Origin of the sequence: Chryseobacterium sp. Y16C, assembly GCF_022488405.1 — a bacterium.
Taxonomy (GTDB): domain Bacteria; phylum Bacteroidota; class Bacteroidia; order Flavobacteriales; family Weeksellaceae; genus Chryseobacterium; species Chryseobacterium geocarposphaerae.
Window position 1 is genome coordinate 2,435,102 of sequence record NZ_CP092711.1, and the last position, 15,416, is coordinate 2,450,517.

General features: G+C 35.3%; 15 protein-coding genes. 5 read left to right on the top strand and 10 right to left on the bottom strand.

Features of this window, described 5'->3' with window-relative positions; translation table 11 throughout:
- Nucleotides 1-30 precede the first annotated feature (30 nt).
- The 8 genes from rlmD to lpxB all read right to left on the bottom strand — a co-directional run bounded on the left by rlmD (nucleotide 31) and on the right by lpxB (nucleotide 10,765).
- Nucleotides 31-1,443: a 23S rRNA (uracil(1939)-C(5))-methyltransferase RlmD gene (gene rlmD / locus MKS83_RS10770; protein WP_240583162.1), complete on the bottom strand. Its 1,413-nt coding sequence runs from the start codon at nucleotides 1,441-1,443 to the stop codon at nucleotides 31-33.
- Between the two features lie 108 nt (nucleotides 1,444-1,551).
- Nucleotides 1,552-3,108: a TlpA family protein disulfide reductase gene (locus tag MKS83_RS10775; protein ID WP_240583163.1), complete on the bottom strand. Its 1,557-nt coding sequence runs from the start codon at nucleotides 3,106-3,108 to the stop codon at nucleotides 1,552-1,554.
- A gap of 121 nt (nucleotides 3,109-3,229) precedes the next feature.
- Nucleotides 3,230-3,964, bottom strand: coding sequence for a hypothetical protein (locus tag MKS83_RS10780; protein ID WP_240579703.1), 735 nt, complete (start codon nucleotides 3,962-3,964; stop codon nucleotides 3,230-3,232).
- Nucleotides 3,965-4,171: 207 nt separating this feature from the next.
- Nucleotides 4,172-4,939 carry a succinate dehydrogenase/fumarate reductase iron-sulfur subunit gene (locus MKS83_RS10785; RefSeq protein WP_100376819.1) on the bottom strand — a complete coding sequence of 256 codons (768 nt, stop codon included), beginning with the start codon at nucleotides 4,937-4,939 and terminating at the stop codon, nucleotides 4,172-4,174.
- Nucleotides 4,940-4,963: 24 nt separating this feature from the next.
- Nucleotides 4,964-6,976 (bottom strand): fumarate reductase/succinate dehydrogenase flavoprotein subunit, encoded by a 2,013-nt coding sequence (locus tag MKS83_RS10790; protein WP_240579704.1) that lies wholly within the window; start codon nucleotides 6,974-6,976, stop codon nucleotides 4,964-4,966.
- Between the two features lie 15 nt (nucleotides 6,977-6,991).
- Nucleotides 6,992-7,654, bottom strand: a complete 663-nt coding sequence (locus tag MKS83_RS10795) for a succinate dehydrogenase cytochrome b subunit (protein WP_100376821.1) — start codon at nucleotides 7,652-7,654, stop codon at nucleotides 6,992-6,994.
- 143 nt (nucleotides 7,655-7,797) lie between these two features.
- The gene (locus tag MKS83_RS10800; RefSeq protein WP_240579705.1) at nucleotides 7,798-9,573 is read right to left on the bottom strand and encodes a ComEC/Rec2 family competence protein; all 1,776 of its coding nucleotides are present in this window, start codon (nucleotides 9,571-9,573) and stop codon (nucleotides 7,798-7,800) included.
- Nucleotides 9,574-9,658: 85 nt separating this feature from the next.
- Nucleotides 9,659-10,765 (bottom strand): lipid-A-disaccharide synthase, encoded by a 1,107-nt coding sequence (lpxB, locus tag MKS83_RS10805; protein WP_240579706.1) that lies wholly within the window; start codon nucleotides 10,763-10,765, stop codon nucleotides 9,659-9,661.
- 161 nt (nucleotides 10,766-10,926) lie between these two features.
- Between lpxB and MKS83_RS10810 the strand changes: the two genes are divergently transcribed.
- Together MKS83_RS10810 and MKS83_RS10815 are read left to right on the top strand one after the other, a co-directional pair.
- Nucleotides 10,927-11,436, top strand: coding sequence for a DUF2480 family protein (locus tag MKS83_RS10810; protein ID WP_240579707.1), 510 nt, complete (start codon nucleotides 10,927-10,929; stop codon nucleotides 11,434-11,436).
- Between the two features lie 100 nt (nucleotides 11,437-11,536).
- Entirely contained in the window at nucleotides 11,537-12,196 is a 660-nt protein-coding gene (locus MKS83_RS10815) for a DUF937 domain-containing protein (protein WP_240579708.1), read from the top strand.
- A 60-nt stretch (nucleotides 12,197-12,256) separates the two neighbouring features.
- Here the strand turns inward: MKS83_RS10815 and MKS83_RS10820 are convergent, their stop codons facing one another.
- Nucleotides 12,257-12,376: a 30S ribosomal protein THX gene (locus MKS83_RS10820; RefSeq protein ID WP_240579709.1), complete on the bottom strand. Its 120-nt coding sequence runs from the start codon at nucleotides 12,374-12,376 to the stop codon at nucleotides 12,257-12,259.
- 85 nt (nucleotides 12,377-12,461) lie between these two features.
- Nucleotides 12,462-13,892, bottom strand: coding sequence for an MATE family efflux transporter (locus MKS83_RS10825; protein ID WP_240579710.1), 1,431 nt, complete (start codon nucleotides 13,890-13,892; stop codon nucleotides 12,462-12,464).
- A 143-nt stretch (nucleotides 13,893-14,035) separates the two neighbouring features.
- Between MKS83_RS10825 and MKS83_RS10830 the strand changes: the two genes are divergently transcribed.
- The 3 genes from MKS83_RS10830 to MKS83_RS10840 are packed head-to-tail and all read left to right on the top strand — an operon-like array spanning nucleotide 14,036 to nucleotide 15,403.
- Nucleotides 14,036-14,584, top strand: coding sequence for a DUF2975 domain-containing protein (locus tag MKS83_RS10830; protein ID WP_240579711.1), 549 nt, complete (start codon nucleotides 14,036-14,038; stop codon nucleotides 14,582-14,584).
- A gap of 12 nt (nucleotides 14,585-14,596) precedes the next feature.
- Nucleotides 14,597-15,193, top strand: a complete 597-nt coding sequence (locus MKS83_RS10835; RefSeq protein WP_240579712.1) for a DUF2975 domain-containing protein — start codon at nucleotides 14,597-14,599, stop codon at nucleotides 15,191-15,193.
- A 3-nt stretch (nucleotides 15,194-15,196) separates the two neighbouring features.
- Nucleotides 15,197-15,403 carry a helix-turn-helix domain-containing protein gene (locus tag MKS83_RS10840; RefSeq protein WP_039365153.1) on the top strand — a complete coding sequence of 69 codons (207 nt, stop codon included), beginning with the start codon at nucleotides 15,197-15,199 and terminating at the stop codon, nucleotides 15,401-15,403.
- Nucleotides 15,404-15,416 lie beyond the last annotated feature (13 nt).

Sequence of the window (15,416 nt, forward strand, 5' to 3'; positions counted from 1 at the left end):
TTTTATGATTAATATTTCAAATGTAGGTAATTATTTTTTGATAAGTAATGCAATATTTTCCACATGATGAGTTTGTGGAAACATGTCTACAGGCAAAATCTTAATGACATCATAATGTTCTTTCATCAAAGCAAGATCTCTTGCCTGGGTTGCAGAATTACAGCTTACATACACCACTTTCTCCGGAGAAAGTTTTAAAATCTGCTCCACAACTTTCTGATGCATCCCGTCTCTTGGTGGATCAGTGATCAAAACATCTGCTTTTGGATGATTGGCAAGGAATTCATCATTGAAAATATCCTTCATATCTCCACAGTAGAATGTTGTATTGGTCAAACCATTCAGCTCTGCATGTTCAATTGCAGCATCAATAGCTTCCTGAACAGATTCTATACCGATCACCTGTTTTGCGTTTCTTGCCACATATTGTGCAATTGTGCCCGTCCCTGTGTATAAGTCATAAACAACTTCATCTCCTTTTAAGTCGGCAAATTCAAGCGTTTTTCTGTATAACTCTAGAGCTTGCTTATAATTGGTTTGAAAGAATGATTTTGGCCCTATTTTGAACTTTAATCCATCCATTTCTTCCATTAAATACCCTTCACCGAAATAAACATTGATATCCAGATCATAAATGGAATCATTCGGCTTCGGATTAATCGCATATACCATGGTTTTAATCTGAGGGAATTTTTCTAATAAAAACTCAAAAAGCTTTTCTCTGTTCTCTTTTTCTTCTCTGTACAATTGGAAAAGAACCATCCACTCTCCTTTAGAGTTCTGTCTCATCATTAAGGTTCTTAAAAAGCCTTCGTGATTTCTGACATCAAAGAAATCCAAACCATTATCTACTGCATATTTCTTTACCGCAAGTCTTATCTGATTGGAAGGATCTTCTTGGAGGAAACATTCTTTAAGATCAAGAATCTTGCTCCACATCCCCGGAATATGGAAGCCTAAAGCGTCTTTATTGCCAAAGTTTTCTTCAGAACTTATTTCATATTGAGTCAGCCAGCGAGCATTCGAGAACGAAAACTCCATTTTATTTCTGTAAAAATATTGTTCTTCCGAACCCAGAATCGGAACGGTTTCAAAGTTTTCAATTCCGCCAATTCTTTTGATGTTGTTGTAAACTTCTTCCTGCTTGAAATCAAGCTGCTTTTCATAGCTCATATTCTGCCATTTGCAACCTCCGCAAACCCCAAAATGAATACATTTAGGGTCAACTCTGTAAGGTGATTTTTCAAGAACTTCTATAGCTTCGCCTTCGTAATATTTTGACTTCGCCTTTTTTACCTTTACATTCACAATATCACCTGGAATCGCTCCGGTTACCATCACTGCTTTCCCTTCTTCCGTTTTCCCAATAGCAACCCCCTTTGCTCCCGCAGTCAACAACTTTATATTTTCAAGAACTAAATTTTTCTTATTCTTTCTGCTCATTCTAAAATTTTCTATTTTCCTATTGAAACTGTATAGTCTCAGTTTGCAAAAATACAATAAAAAAAACCTTATCCGAAGATAAGGTTTTCATATATTATTAAATGTTTCTTATTTTGCCTGAGCCGGTTGAGGCACCTGCTTTTGTGCAGCAGCCTGCTGAGCCTCTACTACTGCCGGATCCATTCCTGCGCCTTGCTGTAACTGAACATTAGGATCTACTTTAGGAGCAGACAAACCTGTTTGCTTATCTAAAATTGTTACCAATTCCTGTTCACCAAGATTTACGAAAGATCTGCTCGCAATTTTCCCGTCTTTATCAACGATTACAAAATTTGGAAGTTTGAAGCCATAGATCCCGTATTTTTTTGCAATATCTGAATTTAAACCTCCTTCCGCATACACATTTGTTCCAGGAATTCCTTTGAACATGGCGTTGCTTGTTTTAATAAACTGATCTTTAGTGTCATCAACATTTACAAAAACAAAATTCATTTTTGATTTGTAGAAATTAACAACCTCTTTCAAAACCGGTACTGTAGATTCTGCGATATAAGGATTCCAAGATGCATAGAAGCATAACATATAAGGTTTCCCTTTATTTTCTGACAATTTATATGATTTACCATCCTGTTTGATCAATGATGCTTCAGGAGCAACTTCTCCTACTTTTAATCCGATTACAGCTGTCTGAATTTTGGCTAGGTCTGCTTTAATGGTAGCATCTTTAATTTCAGTATCGATGATTTTTTTGATTTTATCTGAAGTTTTAGCAGGAGTACCCGGGTGAATATCAGATTGTGCCATCACGAAGGCCAATAAATAATCTTTAGCTGTATCTGAAAGATTTTTATCCGTTTTTAAATACTGAGAGAAAAGTTCAGAAGTTGTAATGTCAGTTTTACCTTTACTGTTAGCTTCAGCATATTTTTGAAAATCAGGGCTAATTTTAGTCAATAAATATTGTCTGTAGAATGGATTTTCTTTTACCATTACATCCTTATTCTCCTGAAGCTTGTTTTCATAATCTGTAAACACTTTTGAAGGCTTGAATGAAGGATTTCCTGAGAACTGCTTCTGTCTCATTTCATACTGCATAAGAATAGAAAGTATCGTTGCAGAAAGATCATTCTTTTTCCACTCTACAATTTCATTATCCGGATTGAATTTTTTAACATTCTGATCAATATTATCACTAATGTTTTTTTCAATTTTCTGAACTCCCGCTACGAAAGCTTTATCATCTTTCGTCATCAGTTCAGACATTGTAGTGTTTACCTTCTGCCCATATTCTCCAAGATATTTTTGAGTTGCCATAAAGAAGTCGTTATTCTTTTTAGCATCACCGGTAATTACATATTCTGAAGGAAATGTCATTCCATTTCCGGAGATTTCAAGAGTCTGACCTCCTTTAAGATATACTAAATTTTGCTTACCCGCATAATTGATTAAATACATTCCATTTTTAGGAGCTTCAAAGCTACCAGAAAATGTTCCGTCATTTTTTACACCAATATTAGCCAAAGGCAACGTAGCTACCCCTGAAGCTTCAATAAATTCGATCCTCTCTAACGGAGAAGCTCCTGTAATTTTTCCTTTTACTTCAACTTTTTTAGAGCAAGACACCGCAAAAACAGCGATGATAAACAATAAAAGATATTTTTTCATTTTTGATTTTAATAATGTAGCAAAAATAGGTTTTTCCAATCAACTGAAGACAATTATTTAAGGTATTTTATGAAAGATTTAACTAATATTTCAGTTCTTCGGGAAAAGAATAGGGCAACACTTATTCTATGGACAGAAAAATTACCGGACAATGGTAAGTAGCTTGTTTAAACCATTGACGTTCCTCTTCTACATAATAACATTTATTTTCACCTATTTTATTAGCTTTCTTCATTTTAATGACAAAACTGCCCAGTGAAACAAATCCTACATATATATTTTTAAAAGTTTCGTCAATGATGATATTTCTATGGTTAACATCTATTTCTAAGTATTTACCACTACCCGTAAAATTCACCTCCGTCTTCGGAAGAAGATATTGTGGGTTTTTACAATCCGCCGATTCACAAGTGTACATAAAAGCAATGATTTTTGTATCACTTTTATCAACCCTTTCTCCGGTTACCGGATGCTTTCCGCCACTGAAATAGTATCTGATTTTCTTTATTTTTTTACCTACATATAATTTGTTTTCAGGAATCTCAACCATTCTTGATGTACCCGGTCGAATGTATAGTCGTGAAGCCCATCCTTTATCTTCTATACCTATTAATACTTCTTCTTTTTTACTATTAACAATAACAGTTTCAATAATTTTACCCTGAGAAAAATATAAAACAGAGTCTGTAATTTTCAGCTCTTCTTTATAAAGATGATAGTCTATCTTCTTATCTAAATCAATAATCACAAAGGTTTCCGCTTTATTGATGATTTCCAAAGGAATATCAACAATGCCGTTTTCAGATATAAACAACTGGTTTTCCTGACCGTATATTTCAATCTGGTAATTTTTCACAAGTTCTGAATCTTTCTTTAACTGGAAATTTTGTGTAAAACAAAGCCCGGAACAAAATAAGAAAGCGAATAAAAAAAGTTTTCGAAAGACCGTTTTGTTTATTGGTGAAATATTCACATTCATGTTTAAATATGTTTGAAAGAATTATTGTATAAAAAAATCGCCATCCTGTAAAGGTGACGATTTTTCTTTATATGTGATAAAATTTTATCCTCTGTCAACAAGAGCTGCCATATATTCTCTATTCATTCTGGCAATGTTTTCAAGAGAAATTCCTTTCGGACATTCCACTTCACAAGCACCGGTATTTGAACAGTTTCCGAATCCTTCTTCGTCCATAGCTTTTACCATGTTCAGAACTCTTCTTTTCGCCTCTATTCTACCTTGCGGTAAAAGAGCATACTGAGAAACTTTAGCTCCCACGAATAGCATTGCAGAACCATTTTTACAGGTAGCTACACAAGCTCCACATCCGATACAAGCTGCAGCATCCATTGCTTTGTCCGCATCTTCTTTAGGAACCGGAATTGCATTTGCATCCAAAGTATTTCCTGAAGTGTTCACCGAAATAAAACCACCTGCAGCCATTACTCTGTCGAATGCACTTCTGTCCACCATTAAATCTTTAATAACCGGGAAAGCCGCACTTCTCCAAGGTTCAATAACAATGGTTTCACCGTCTTTGAACATTCTCATGTGAAGCTGACAAGTAGTGATTCCTGTATCCGGACCGTGCGCTCTACCGTTGATGTAAAGAGAACACATTCCGCAAATTCCTTCACGACAGTCGTGATCGAAAGCTACAGGCTCTTTTCCTTCGTTAATAAGATTTTCGTTCAGGATGTCCAACATTTCCAAGAATGAAGAATCTGTAGAAACATCCGATATTTTGTAGGTCTCAAACTGACCTTTAGTTTTATTATTTTTTTGTCTCCAAATTTTCAGCGTAAGATGTAAGCCTTTTTTTGCACTCATAATGTTATATTTATAGGTTGGAGATTATTTGTAACTTCTAGTTTTAACCTCGATGTTGTCATATATCAGTTCTTCTTTGTGCAATACCTCTTTGTTGATATCGCTTCCCTGATATTCCCAAGCTCCGACGTATTTGTAATTAACGTCATCTCTTTCCGCTTCTCCGTCCGGAGTTGAGTGGTCTTCACGGAAATGTCCTCCACAAGACTCATTTCTGTGCAATGCATCGATAGCCATTAATTGTCCAAGTTCTAGGAAATCTGCAACTCTGAATGCTTTTTCAAGCTCAGTGTTCATTCCATCATTATCTCCAGGAACTTTTACGTTTTTCCAGAAGTCGTTTCTTACTTCTTCAATTTCTTTGATTGCTTCTGCCAATCCTTCAGGAGTTCTACCCATCCCCACCTTGTTCCACATAATGTTTCCTAATTGCTTGTGGAAGTGGTCTACTGAATGTGTTCCTTTATTATTTAAGAAGAAATCAACTTTATCTTTAATTCCTTTTTCAGCCTCATCAAATGCTGCTGAATTGGTAGGAATAGCTCCCGTTCTGATATCTGCAGAAAGGTAATCAGCAATTGTATAAGGAAGTACAAAATATCCGTCAGCAAGACCTTGCATCAATGCAGAAGCTCCCAGTCTGTTTGCCCCGTGATCTGAGAAGTTTGCCTCACCAATTACAAAACATCCAGGAATTGTAGATTGTAAGTTGTAATCAACCCAAACACCACCCATTGTGTAGTGAACTGCAGGATAAATCTTCATCGGAGTTTTGTAAGGATCATCTGCCGTAATTTTTTCATACATTACGAATAAGTTACCATACTTCTCTTCTACCCAAGCTTTTCCTAAATCATAAATCTGCTGATCGGTTGGATTGTGGATATGTTTTTCGATAGCGGCTTCTCTACCTTTTTTCATGATCTCTGTAGAGAAATCAAGGTAAACACCTTCTTTTGTATCATTATTTTCGATTCCGTATCCAGCATCACATCTTTCCTTAGCAGCTCTTGAGGCAACGTCTCTAGGCACCAAGTTTCCGAAAGCCGGATATCTTCTCTCCAAATAATAATCTCTATCTTCTTCTTTAATATTTTCTGGTCTTAATTTCCCTTCTCTGATGGCTACTGAATCTTCGATTTTCTTAGGAACCCAGATTCTACCTGAATTTCTTAATGATTCAGACATCAAAGTAAGTTTAGACTGCTGAGTTCCGTGAACCGGAATACAAGTCGGGTGAATCTGTACATAGCAAGGGTTTGCGAAGTAAGCTCCCTTTTTGTGAATTTTCCAAGCTGCAGAAACGTTTGAACCCATTGCATTGGTAGAAAGGAAATATACGTTTCCATAACCTCCTGAAGCAATAACAACAGCGTGAGCAGAATGTCTTTCAATTTCCCCTGTTACAAGGTTTCTTGCGATAATTCCTCTTGCTTTTCCATCAACAATTACAAGATCCATCATCTCATGACGGTTATACATTTTAATTCTACCTTTACCGATCTGACGGCTCATTGCAGAATAAGCACCTAATAATAACTGTTGACCTGTCTGTCCTTTTGCGTAGAAAGTTCTTTTTACCTGAACTCCACCAAACGAACGGTTATCTAGCTGACCTCCGTACTCACGTCCGAAAGGAACTCCCTGAGCAACGCATTGGTCAATAATATTTGCAGAAACTTCAGCTAATCTGTAAACGTTTGCCTCTCTTGCTCTATAGTCACCACCTTTAATCGTGTCATAAAACAATCTGTAAGTAGAGTCACCGTCTCCCTGATAATTTTTAGCAGCGTTAATTCCCCCCTGAGCTGCAATAGAGTGTGCTCTTCTTGGAGAATCCTGATAGCAGAATGCTTTTACGTTATATCCCTGCTCAGCCAAAGTAGCTGCAGCAGAACCGCCTGCCAAACCTGTACCCACAACAATAATATCAATCTTATCTCTGTTGTTTGGTGCAACAAGGTTCATATGGTCTTTATGATTTTTCCATTTATCCTTAAGAGGACCTGCTGGAATTTTTGAATCTAATTTACTCATATTGGTATATTGATATTATTGAGTTACAAAGTGAAAAATTGCGATAAAAATAAATCCTGCAGGAATAAGGATTGAATACCATTTCCCGAAAGCTTTAATTACCGGAGTATATTTTGGATGTCTAGCCCCGATCGACTGGAATGAAGACTGAAAACCGTGAGCCAAATGCAGACCCAACAATACAAAAGCAATTACATAAATTGCTACTCTCCAAAGATCAGCAAACTTCTCGTGAAGCTCTGGCCAGAAACGTTCTGCATCAGGAGCAATTCCTTCCAGATACTTGTAATTCATTTCGTGTATCCAGAAATCGTATAAGTGAAGCGCCAAGAAAGCCAAAACAACTGCTCCGGAAATAATCATATTTCTAGACATCCATGAAGAGTTCACAGAAGGATTGTTTGAAGCGTACTTTACAGGACGCGCCTTATTATTCTTAATTTCAAGAACAAATCCCATGATAAAATGGAAAATAACTGCGAAACCAAGAACAGGCTGCATTAAGAACTGCACAAAAGGATTATAGCCCATAAAATCGGATGCCGTATTGAATGCATCCCTGTTAAGAACTGATAACAAATTGGTCGTCAAATGCAGTATAAGAAAAATCAGCAAAAATAGAGCTGATAATGCCATAGCATATTTTCTACCTATCGTAGAACTCGTTAAACCTGCCATATAAGTTTAAATTTGAATTTCCACAAAATTATGAAATGTTAACAATATCAAAAAGTGAGAAATCTCACAATTTATCAGTTTGTAATCTTTCTAAATAAGATTTCAGACGTTATTAATTAAAGAGAAAATAAAATAGTTAACAATTATCTTATGACATAAATCTTGTTGCCATAAATGATCTTTTGAGCATTATCAGGAATGGTTTTTACAGCAGTAACATTCACCCTTCGTGAAGCACAATACGGATTGATAATAAATTGTTTAAACTTCTGTTTATCTGATTTTTTATCGATCCAAAAATGCGCCTCATTTCCTTTTTTCACAGAAAACGCTTTATGCTTATAAAAATCATATACAAGCACCTCATCTTTATTGTTTTCGTAGATAGTAAAACCTGTTCTAAGAATTAAAAAAACCAGCGTACACATTATCAATCTCACAGCATTCTTAGCATTAAATTTCAGAATCGAAAATCTGAGCAAATAAACAAACATAAACAAGCATGCAACTTCTATAAGGTTCATCGCTATATTATCCGAAAAAAGGAAATCAATATCCGCAAACCAATGAACCAATTTTAGCAATATCTGAACTGTAAAATCATAAATTGTGTTAATAAAAGAAAGATTCAGCCCGAACGCAATTAAAGCGGTTTCTACAAATGAAAATATAATAATAGCTTCAGAAAAAGGTACAATAATAAAATTGGCTAAAATAGAAATCAATGAAAACTGATGAAAATAAAACAATACTAAAGGCAATGTTGCCAATTGCGCAGAAAGAGAAATTGACACCGTATTAAAAATCATTTTCTTAAAATAACTATCGGCTTTTGGTAAGTAATTTAAAATAGGCTGATTCAACCAATAAATCCCTAAAACAGCAAGAAAACTCAGTTGAAAACCTACATCGAAAAGCTGCTGGGAATCATTAATTAGAATGATAAAAGCAGACAAAGCCAGGGAGTGCAGCAAATCCGGTTTCCGCTGGAGCAAAACATATATAAAATAAGCAGTCAGCATAATACACGATCTTACCACCGAATTTCCGAACCCGATAAATGCTGCAAACAGCCAGATAAAAATCAAACTGGAAATGACTGCATATTTTCTGAACTGAAGAGGTAAAACTTTTATCAACATTATATAAAATAGTCCGAAAATCACCACAATATGTGTTCCGGAGATTGCTAAAAAGTGCACCAATCCCGATTTATTAAAATCCTGTAGCGTTTCAGCATCAATTTCAGTTCGGTCCGCTAAAATAATTCCTTTTAAAAACTCCTGACTTTTAGAAGAAAGGCTTGATTGATTAATCTTTTGTAAGACATCTAACCTTTTCTGCTGAATTTTTTCGGTTAGAGAAAGATCATATCTGTGTTTTGATAATATTTCTCCCTGAAGATAAAATTGCGACCGGATATTTTTTCGCTGAAGGTATTTTGCATAATTAAACTGAAAATCATATTGAGGCTTTTTTACATCATACCGGAAAGCTTTCGACTTATAATAGTTTTCAAAATTCAGTTCTTCAGATTCTTTCGGAAGATAGACCAGAGCATTTTCATCGTTTTTTCCGGACTGCACCAAAGCTTCATATTTCTTATACTTTTCCGTAGAATTCAGTTTTTTAGAGATTTTAAAAACAATAAAATCTTCTTTTTGAGGAGCTTCTGTACTCTCATTAACCTGCCGGAAATAGTGGAAACAGATTCCAATTCCGAAAAACGAAGCCATCAGAAAAATAGGCTTTACTTTAGAAACAAAATACGAACGGTAAAAAATGGCAAGTAAAAAAACAAGACTCACAACAATAATTCCTGTAATTACATTTTCAGTTACAGGAAAAATATCTTGCAGAAATATCCCAAGAATAAAAGCAATGACAAGAATCAAAAGAGGCTGCCTGTTCAAAATCATTTGTGTTTGGACAAGCAATTTAATAAATTTTACGAAAAAAAAGAAGCAAACCGCTGATTTCCAAAAACAATCAGCCAAAAAACAACTATTGAAGTTTTAAAATTACTTCTGCCGCATTTTCACTTGCTCCTTCTCCACCCAATTTTTCCCGCAGTAATTCATAATCCCTAAGAACCTCAGCTCTCATCCCGCCTTCTAGTATTTTTTTGAGCTCTTCAACCAGATTTTTAGTATTTAAATCATTCTGAATTAGCTCTTTCACAACTTCACGATCCATGATGAGATTGACCAAAGAAATATATTTAATATTTTTCACCAACCTTTTTGCAATGGCATAAGAAACTTTACTTCCGCGGTAACAAACCACTTCAGGCACATTTAACAAAGCTGTTTCTAAAGTTGCCGTTCCCGAAGTTACCAAAGCTGCTTTTGAACATCTTAACAAATCATACGTCCTGTTCGAGACAAAATGTACATTTTCATCCACATATTTTTCATAAAATTCTTTCGGAAGACTTGGCGCACCTGCAATGACAAACTGATATTCTTTAAAATACGGTCTTACGGAAAGCATCATTTCAAGCATTTTTTCAACTTCCTGCTTTCTTGAACCCGGTAGAAGGGCAATGATTTCCTTTTCGTTTAATCCGTTTTCTTTTTTAAATCCTTCAATACTGATTTCTTGCAGCGTGGAAATTGCATCTAGTAAAGGGTGCCCCACAAAATGGGAATGGACCTTATGTTTTTTATAAAAATCTTCTTCAAAAGGTAGAATTACCATCATCTCATCTACATATTTTTTGATGATCTCTACTCTTCCTTCTTTCCATGCCCAAAGCTGAGGAGAAATATAATACACTACTTTTATCCCCAGTTCTTTTGCAAACTTTGCGATTCTTAAGTTAAACCCCGGATAATCCACTAAAATTAAAACATCAGGCTTATTGTTTTTAATATCTTCTTTGCAAAATTTAATATTGTTCAAAATGGTTCTTAAATTCATCGCAACTTCCAAAAACCCCATAAAAGCCAAATCACGGTAATGTTTTACCAATGTTCCGCCCTGCTTCTCCATAAGATCTCCTCCCCAAAATCTGAATTCTGCATTAGGATCTTTTTGTTTTAAAGCTTTCATTAAATTACTTCCGTGTAGATCTCCGGAAGCTTCGCCTGCGATAATATAATATTTCATTACTTCTGAAATCTTTTATGTTTTACAATCACTACCAACCTTTCAACTAAACTTTCTCTATACCGGAATAAGTTATGGGAGGTTTCTATGATCAGGATAGAAAACAAATAAGACGTAGTACTATCTTAATTTGTAAATTTGTTTCAAAGATAATGATAAAAATGTCAGAAGAATTTGAAATACGAAATAAAGTTGCAGAAAGCGGTTTAATCAATTTTGACCTCACCACACTTGTTCCGAAAGGAGTGAGAAAAGGTATCGATTTGAAAGATTTTCTTTACATGGAAATGATTTTAAAAGAGAAAGATTTCCGTGAAAAAGTAGCTGCCATTAATCCCGAAGAGTACCGAGATGCTTATGTCTATATATACAATTCTGCCGATGCCATTGTTCCTCTTTGGGCTTATTTTTTAATCACAGCAAAAATTACCGATGTCACTAAAAAAGTCGTATTCGGTGATAAAGAAGATCTGGAAGTTATTTTGATGCACAACGCCATCCAAAGCTATGATTTTGATAAAATGAGAGGCAAAAGAGTCCTGGTTAAAGGCTGCTCAGACAAAGAAATTCCGGAGAATGCTTATATTGAACTTGTAGAGCAGTTACAACCTCTTGTAAAATCACTTATGTTTGGAGAAGCATGTTCTAATGTTCCGATTTTAAAGAACTAGCTTAACATAAAATAAAACCTAAATAATTACAGGATAAAAAAACTCTTCATTCAGAATTTTTAATAAATTTGATTTCAACATTTAAAAAATCACATACGAAATGAGTTTACTTGATTTACTTACGGGAAACACCAGCAATCAGGTTGCTGAAAAGGCTGAAAACAAATTCGGAATCAGCAGAAATCAAATTATTGCCCTATTAGCGGTAGCCGCTCCATTGGTTATTTCTTACCTGAGAAATAAATCTCAGGATGCTAAAGAAGCTGAAGCACTAAACAATGCATTAGATAAAGACCATGACGGAAGTATCCTTAATGATTCTTCTCAATTGGAAGCCAGAGAATCTGAAGGAGGCTCTATTCTAAATCACATTTTTGGTGGAGATAAGCAAAATGTAGAAAACCAGCTTTCTCAGAATACCGGTATTTCTATTGATAAAATCGGACCTGTTTTGGCAATGTTAGCTCCTGTAATTATGGGATATATCGGAAAAGAAAAGCAACAAAACAATGTAGGAGCAGGAGGTTTAGGTGATCTTTTGGGAGGAATTCTCGGAAACGCATCCAACCAGGCCCAAACGCAACAATCCAGTCCTCTGAATGATATTTTAGGAAGTGTTTTGGGTGGTGGGCAATCTCAATCCTCCGGAAATCCTTTGAATGACATCTTAGGAAGTGTTCTTGGAGGAGGCAACAATCAGCAAAAACAGCAAGGAGGCGGATTAGGGGATATCCTGGGAAGCTTTTTAGGAGGAAAATAATTTTTTAATTATAAAGTAAAAAAGACCGGGCTAATTAATTTCCCGGTCTTTTTATTTCTGTTACTTTTTAGATTGGTCTCCAGAAACTACAGTTGCTTTTGAATTTCTTCTTGGTCTTCTTTTTCCGTAGCTTCCATTATTAATTTTACCTCTTCTTGATTTTTTGTCTCCTTTTCCCATAAGTAATAATTTTGGTTGATTGATGACGAATTTAGAAAATATGTGTTTAAAATCAAAGATATAAGCTGTTAAAATTATTATAAAACTATACTTTCACAGTCTTCCACTTTCCTCTTTTAAACAAAACAAACGCAACAACTGTGATTAAAGTTTCAGCAGCGGGGATGGAAATAAAGACACCCTTCGGTCCCATTCCTGAATATTTTGCAAGAAAATAAGCCAAAGGAATCTGGAATAGCCAGAACCCAAAAAGATTCACCCAAGTCGGCGTCCATGTATCTCCCGCTCCGTTAAAAGCATTGATCATCACCATCCCGATTCCGTAGAAGATAAATCCGATACTCATAATATGTAAAGCATTTTTAGCATAGTTTTTAATTTCTATTTCCTGTGTAAAAAATCCTACTAAAAAGTCACTCAAAAGAAAGAATATCAAACTTACCGTCAACATAAAAATTACGTTGTATTTTACCGTTTTCATCACGGATTGTTCAGCCCTTACCATTTCGTTGGCTCCCATATTTTGCCCCACTAAGGTTGATGCCGCATTACTCAGCCCCCAAGCCGGAAGCATAAAGAACATCATGAGCCGTAAAGCCGTCTGGTAACCCGCAGAAGCATCTTCATGACCTGTAGTTGCCACCAATTGCGCTAAAAAAATCCAGCTACAGGAAGCAATTACAAATTGGAAGATTCCCGGGGTTGCAATTTTTATGACAGATTTTATAATTTCAAAATCCGGTTTAAAATAATTAATCAGGATACGGATCTGAGTATCTGCAATCAACAGATGATACAACTGATATATCACCCCTATGCTTCTTCCGATCGTTGTGGCCAAAGCCGCGCCTGTTAATCCCATCGCAGGAACCGGGCCGAAACCTTTAATAAGAACCGGGCACAAAATAATATTGGCAATATTGGCGATCCAAAGAGATTTCATCGCAATCGCAGCATTTCCTGCGCCTCTGAAAATTCCATTAATTAAAAACAGGAGCATAATAATCACACTACTTCCCATCATTATTCTTGTGAATTCTTTTCCATAAGAGGCCGCTTCAGGTTTTGCCCCCATCAGCATTAAGATTTCTTCAGCATAAATTACTCCGAATAAACTCAAAATAAAAGTTACAGCGAACGAAACCAATAAAACCTGTGCCGCACTTCTGGAGGCCTGTTCAGGATTTTTTTCTCCGATTCTTCTGGCAACCATTGCCGTTGCCGCCATACTCATCCCGATGGCAATAGAATACATTACAGAGAGTACAGATTCTGTTAAACCAACTGTCTGGATTGCATAACCGCTTTCTTTCAAATGGCCTACAAAATACAAATCAACCAGCGCAAATACAGATTCCATGGCCATTTCCAGCATCATTGGAATTGCTAAAAGAAGAACCGCACTTCTTATGGTTGCTTTGGTATAATCGATTTCTTCGCCACTTAACGCTTTTCTAATAAAAGCAAAATATTTCTTCACAATTTTATCATTTAAGTTTCCAACAAAAATATACATTCACAGATGATTACAACTTCGCATATGAAAAGATTTCCAACAGTCCAATCAATTATATTTTTATCCCCAGGAAATAAATTCAATAAATACTTATTGTTTTACAATAAATATTTATATATTTGCAATAATAAAACAGTTGACACATGAAGCTAAATTCAGATTTCATACTTGAAATTCTAAAAATTTTCTTTTGGATATTCACATTTATTTTAGGTATTGCAATATCTATATTAGTCCTTATTTTCTTTTTTACCATTTTCGGAATTGATATGGGCAGTTTAAAAGAAATAAAGATTAGCATTACCCTTTTCAGCGGAAAAATAAAAGATATACAGTCGCTGGGAAAATTAAAATCAATTTTTATTTTAGGGTATTCCATCCTTGAAGGTCTTTTGCAGCTTGTCTTTTTTTTAACGGTCATTAAAATCCTTAAAAAGATCAGTCTCAATAGTACTTTTTCTACCGGAATATACTTTTTAATCTCCAAGATTGCCAAACTGGCTTTGTTAATTGGCAGCCTATCTTTCTTCGTCAATATAGGCAATGAACTGATTCATGGAAACCTCAATATATCAGCGGATTTAAACAGTAAAAGCTTACAGTTCTTTTTAGTTTCAGGTGTAGTTTATATCATCGCACAGGTTTATAAAAGAGCCGTTGACTTGCAAAATGAAAGTGATTTAACAATTTAAATGCTCAACACTATGAAAATTATCGGCAAAAACTCCTTATCACAATACATCAGCTACCTGCTTTTTGTTTTGTTCATCATTATTGCTTTTAACCTTGTGTACGAAATTATCGGTCATGGTATTTTGTTTTATAAATACAAAACCGGAAGCGCAATATTATCAGATACTTTTGTGTTGGCAAACGATGTCGGATGGTCAAAAAACAAGTGGACAATTCCGATGGAGAACCTGTTAAAGTTCAAAATCAATTACCCTTTTTCTGACATTCAGATGGTAACCGGAGTCTATGCTCCCAATCAGATCATTCATAATATCCTGGGCATGATTTTCCTGAGCTTATTTTTCTTTTTCTCTTATAGATGCTTTAAAGAAATGAGTGCGGATCAGATTTTCAATCAAAATGCAATAAAGTGGCTCAAACGATTTTGCTTTCTGAACCTTATCATCGGAGCAGCCGGAATTTTCGAATTTTTCTATTTTAAAATGAATTCTGTGTATACCTTATTGACCTACTTCTTTTTTGCTTTTTTTGGGATCATTATTCTCTTTATTGTTGAATTTTTCAAAAAGGGACTAGCTTTGCAGACTGAAAACGATTTAACAATTTAAGCCATGCCTATTATCATTAATGTAGACGTAATGCTCGCCAAACGAAAAATGCAGTCACAGGAATTGGCAGAAAAAATAGGGATTACACAGGCAAACCTTTCGATTTTAAAAACCGGAAAAGCAAAAGCGGTTAAACTTTCTACACTGGAAGCTATTTGTAAGGCGCTGGATTGTCAGCCGGGCGATATCCTTGAGTACGTAAAAGATTAATATTTATTAAGAA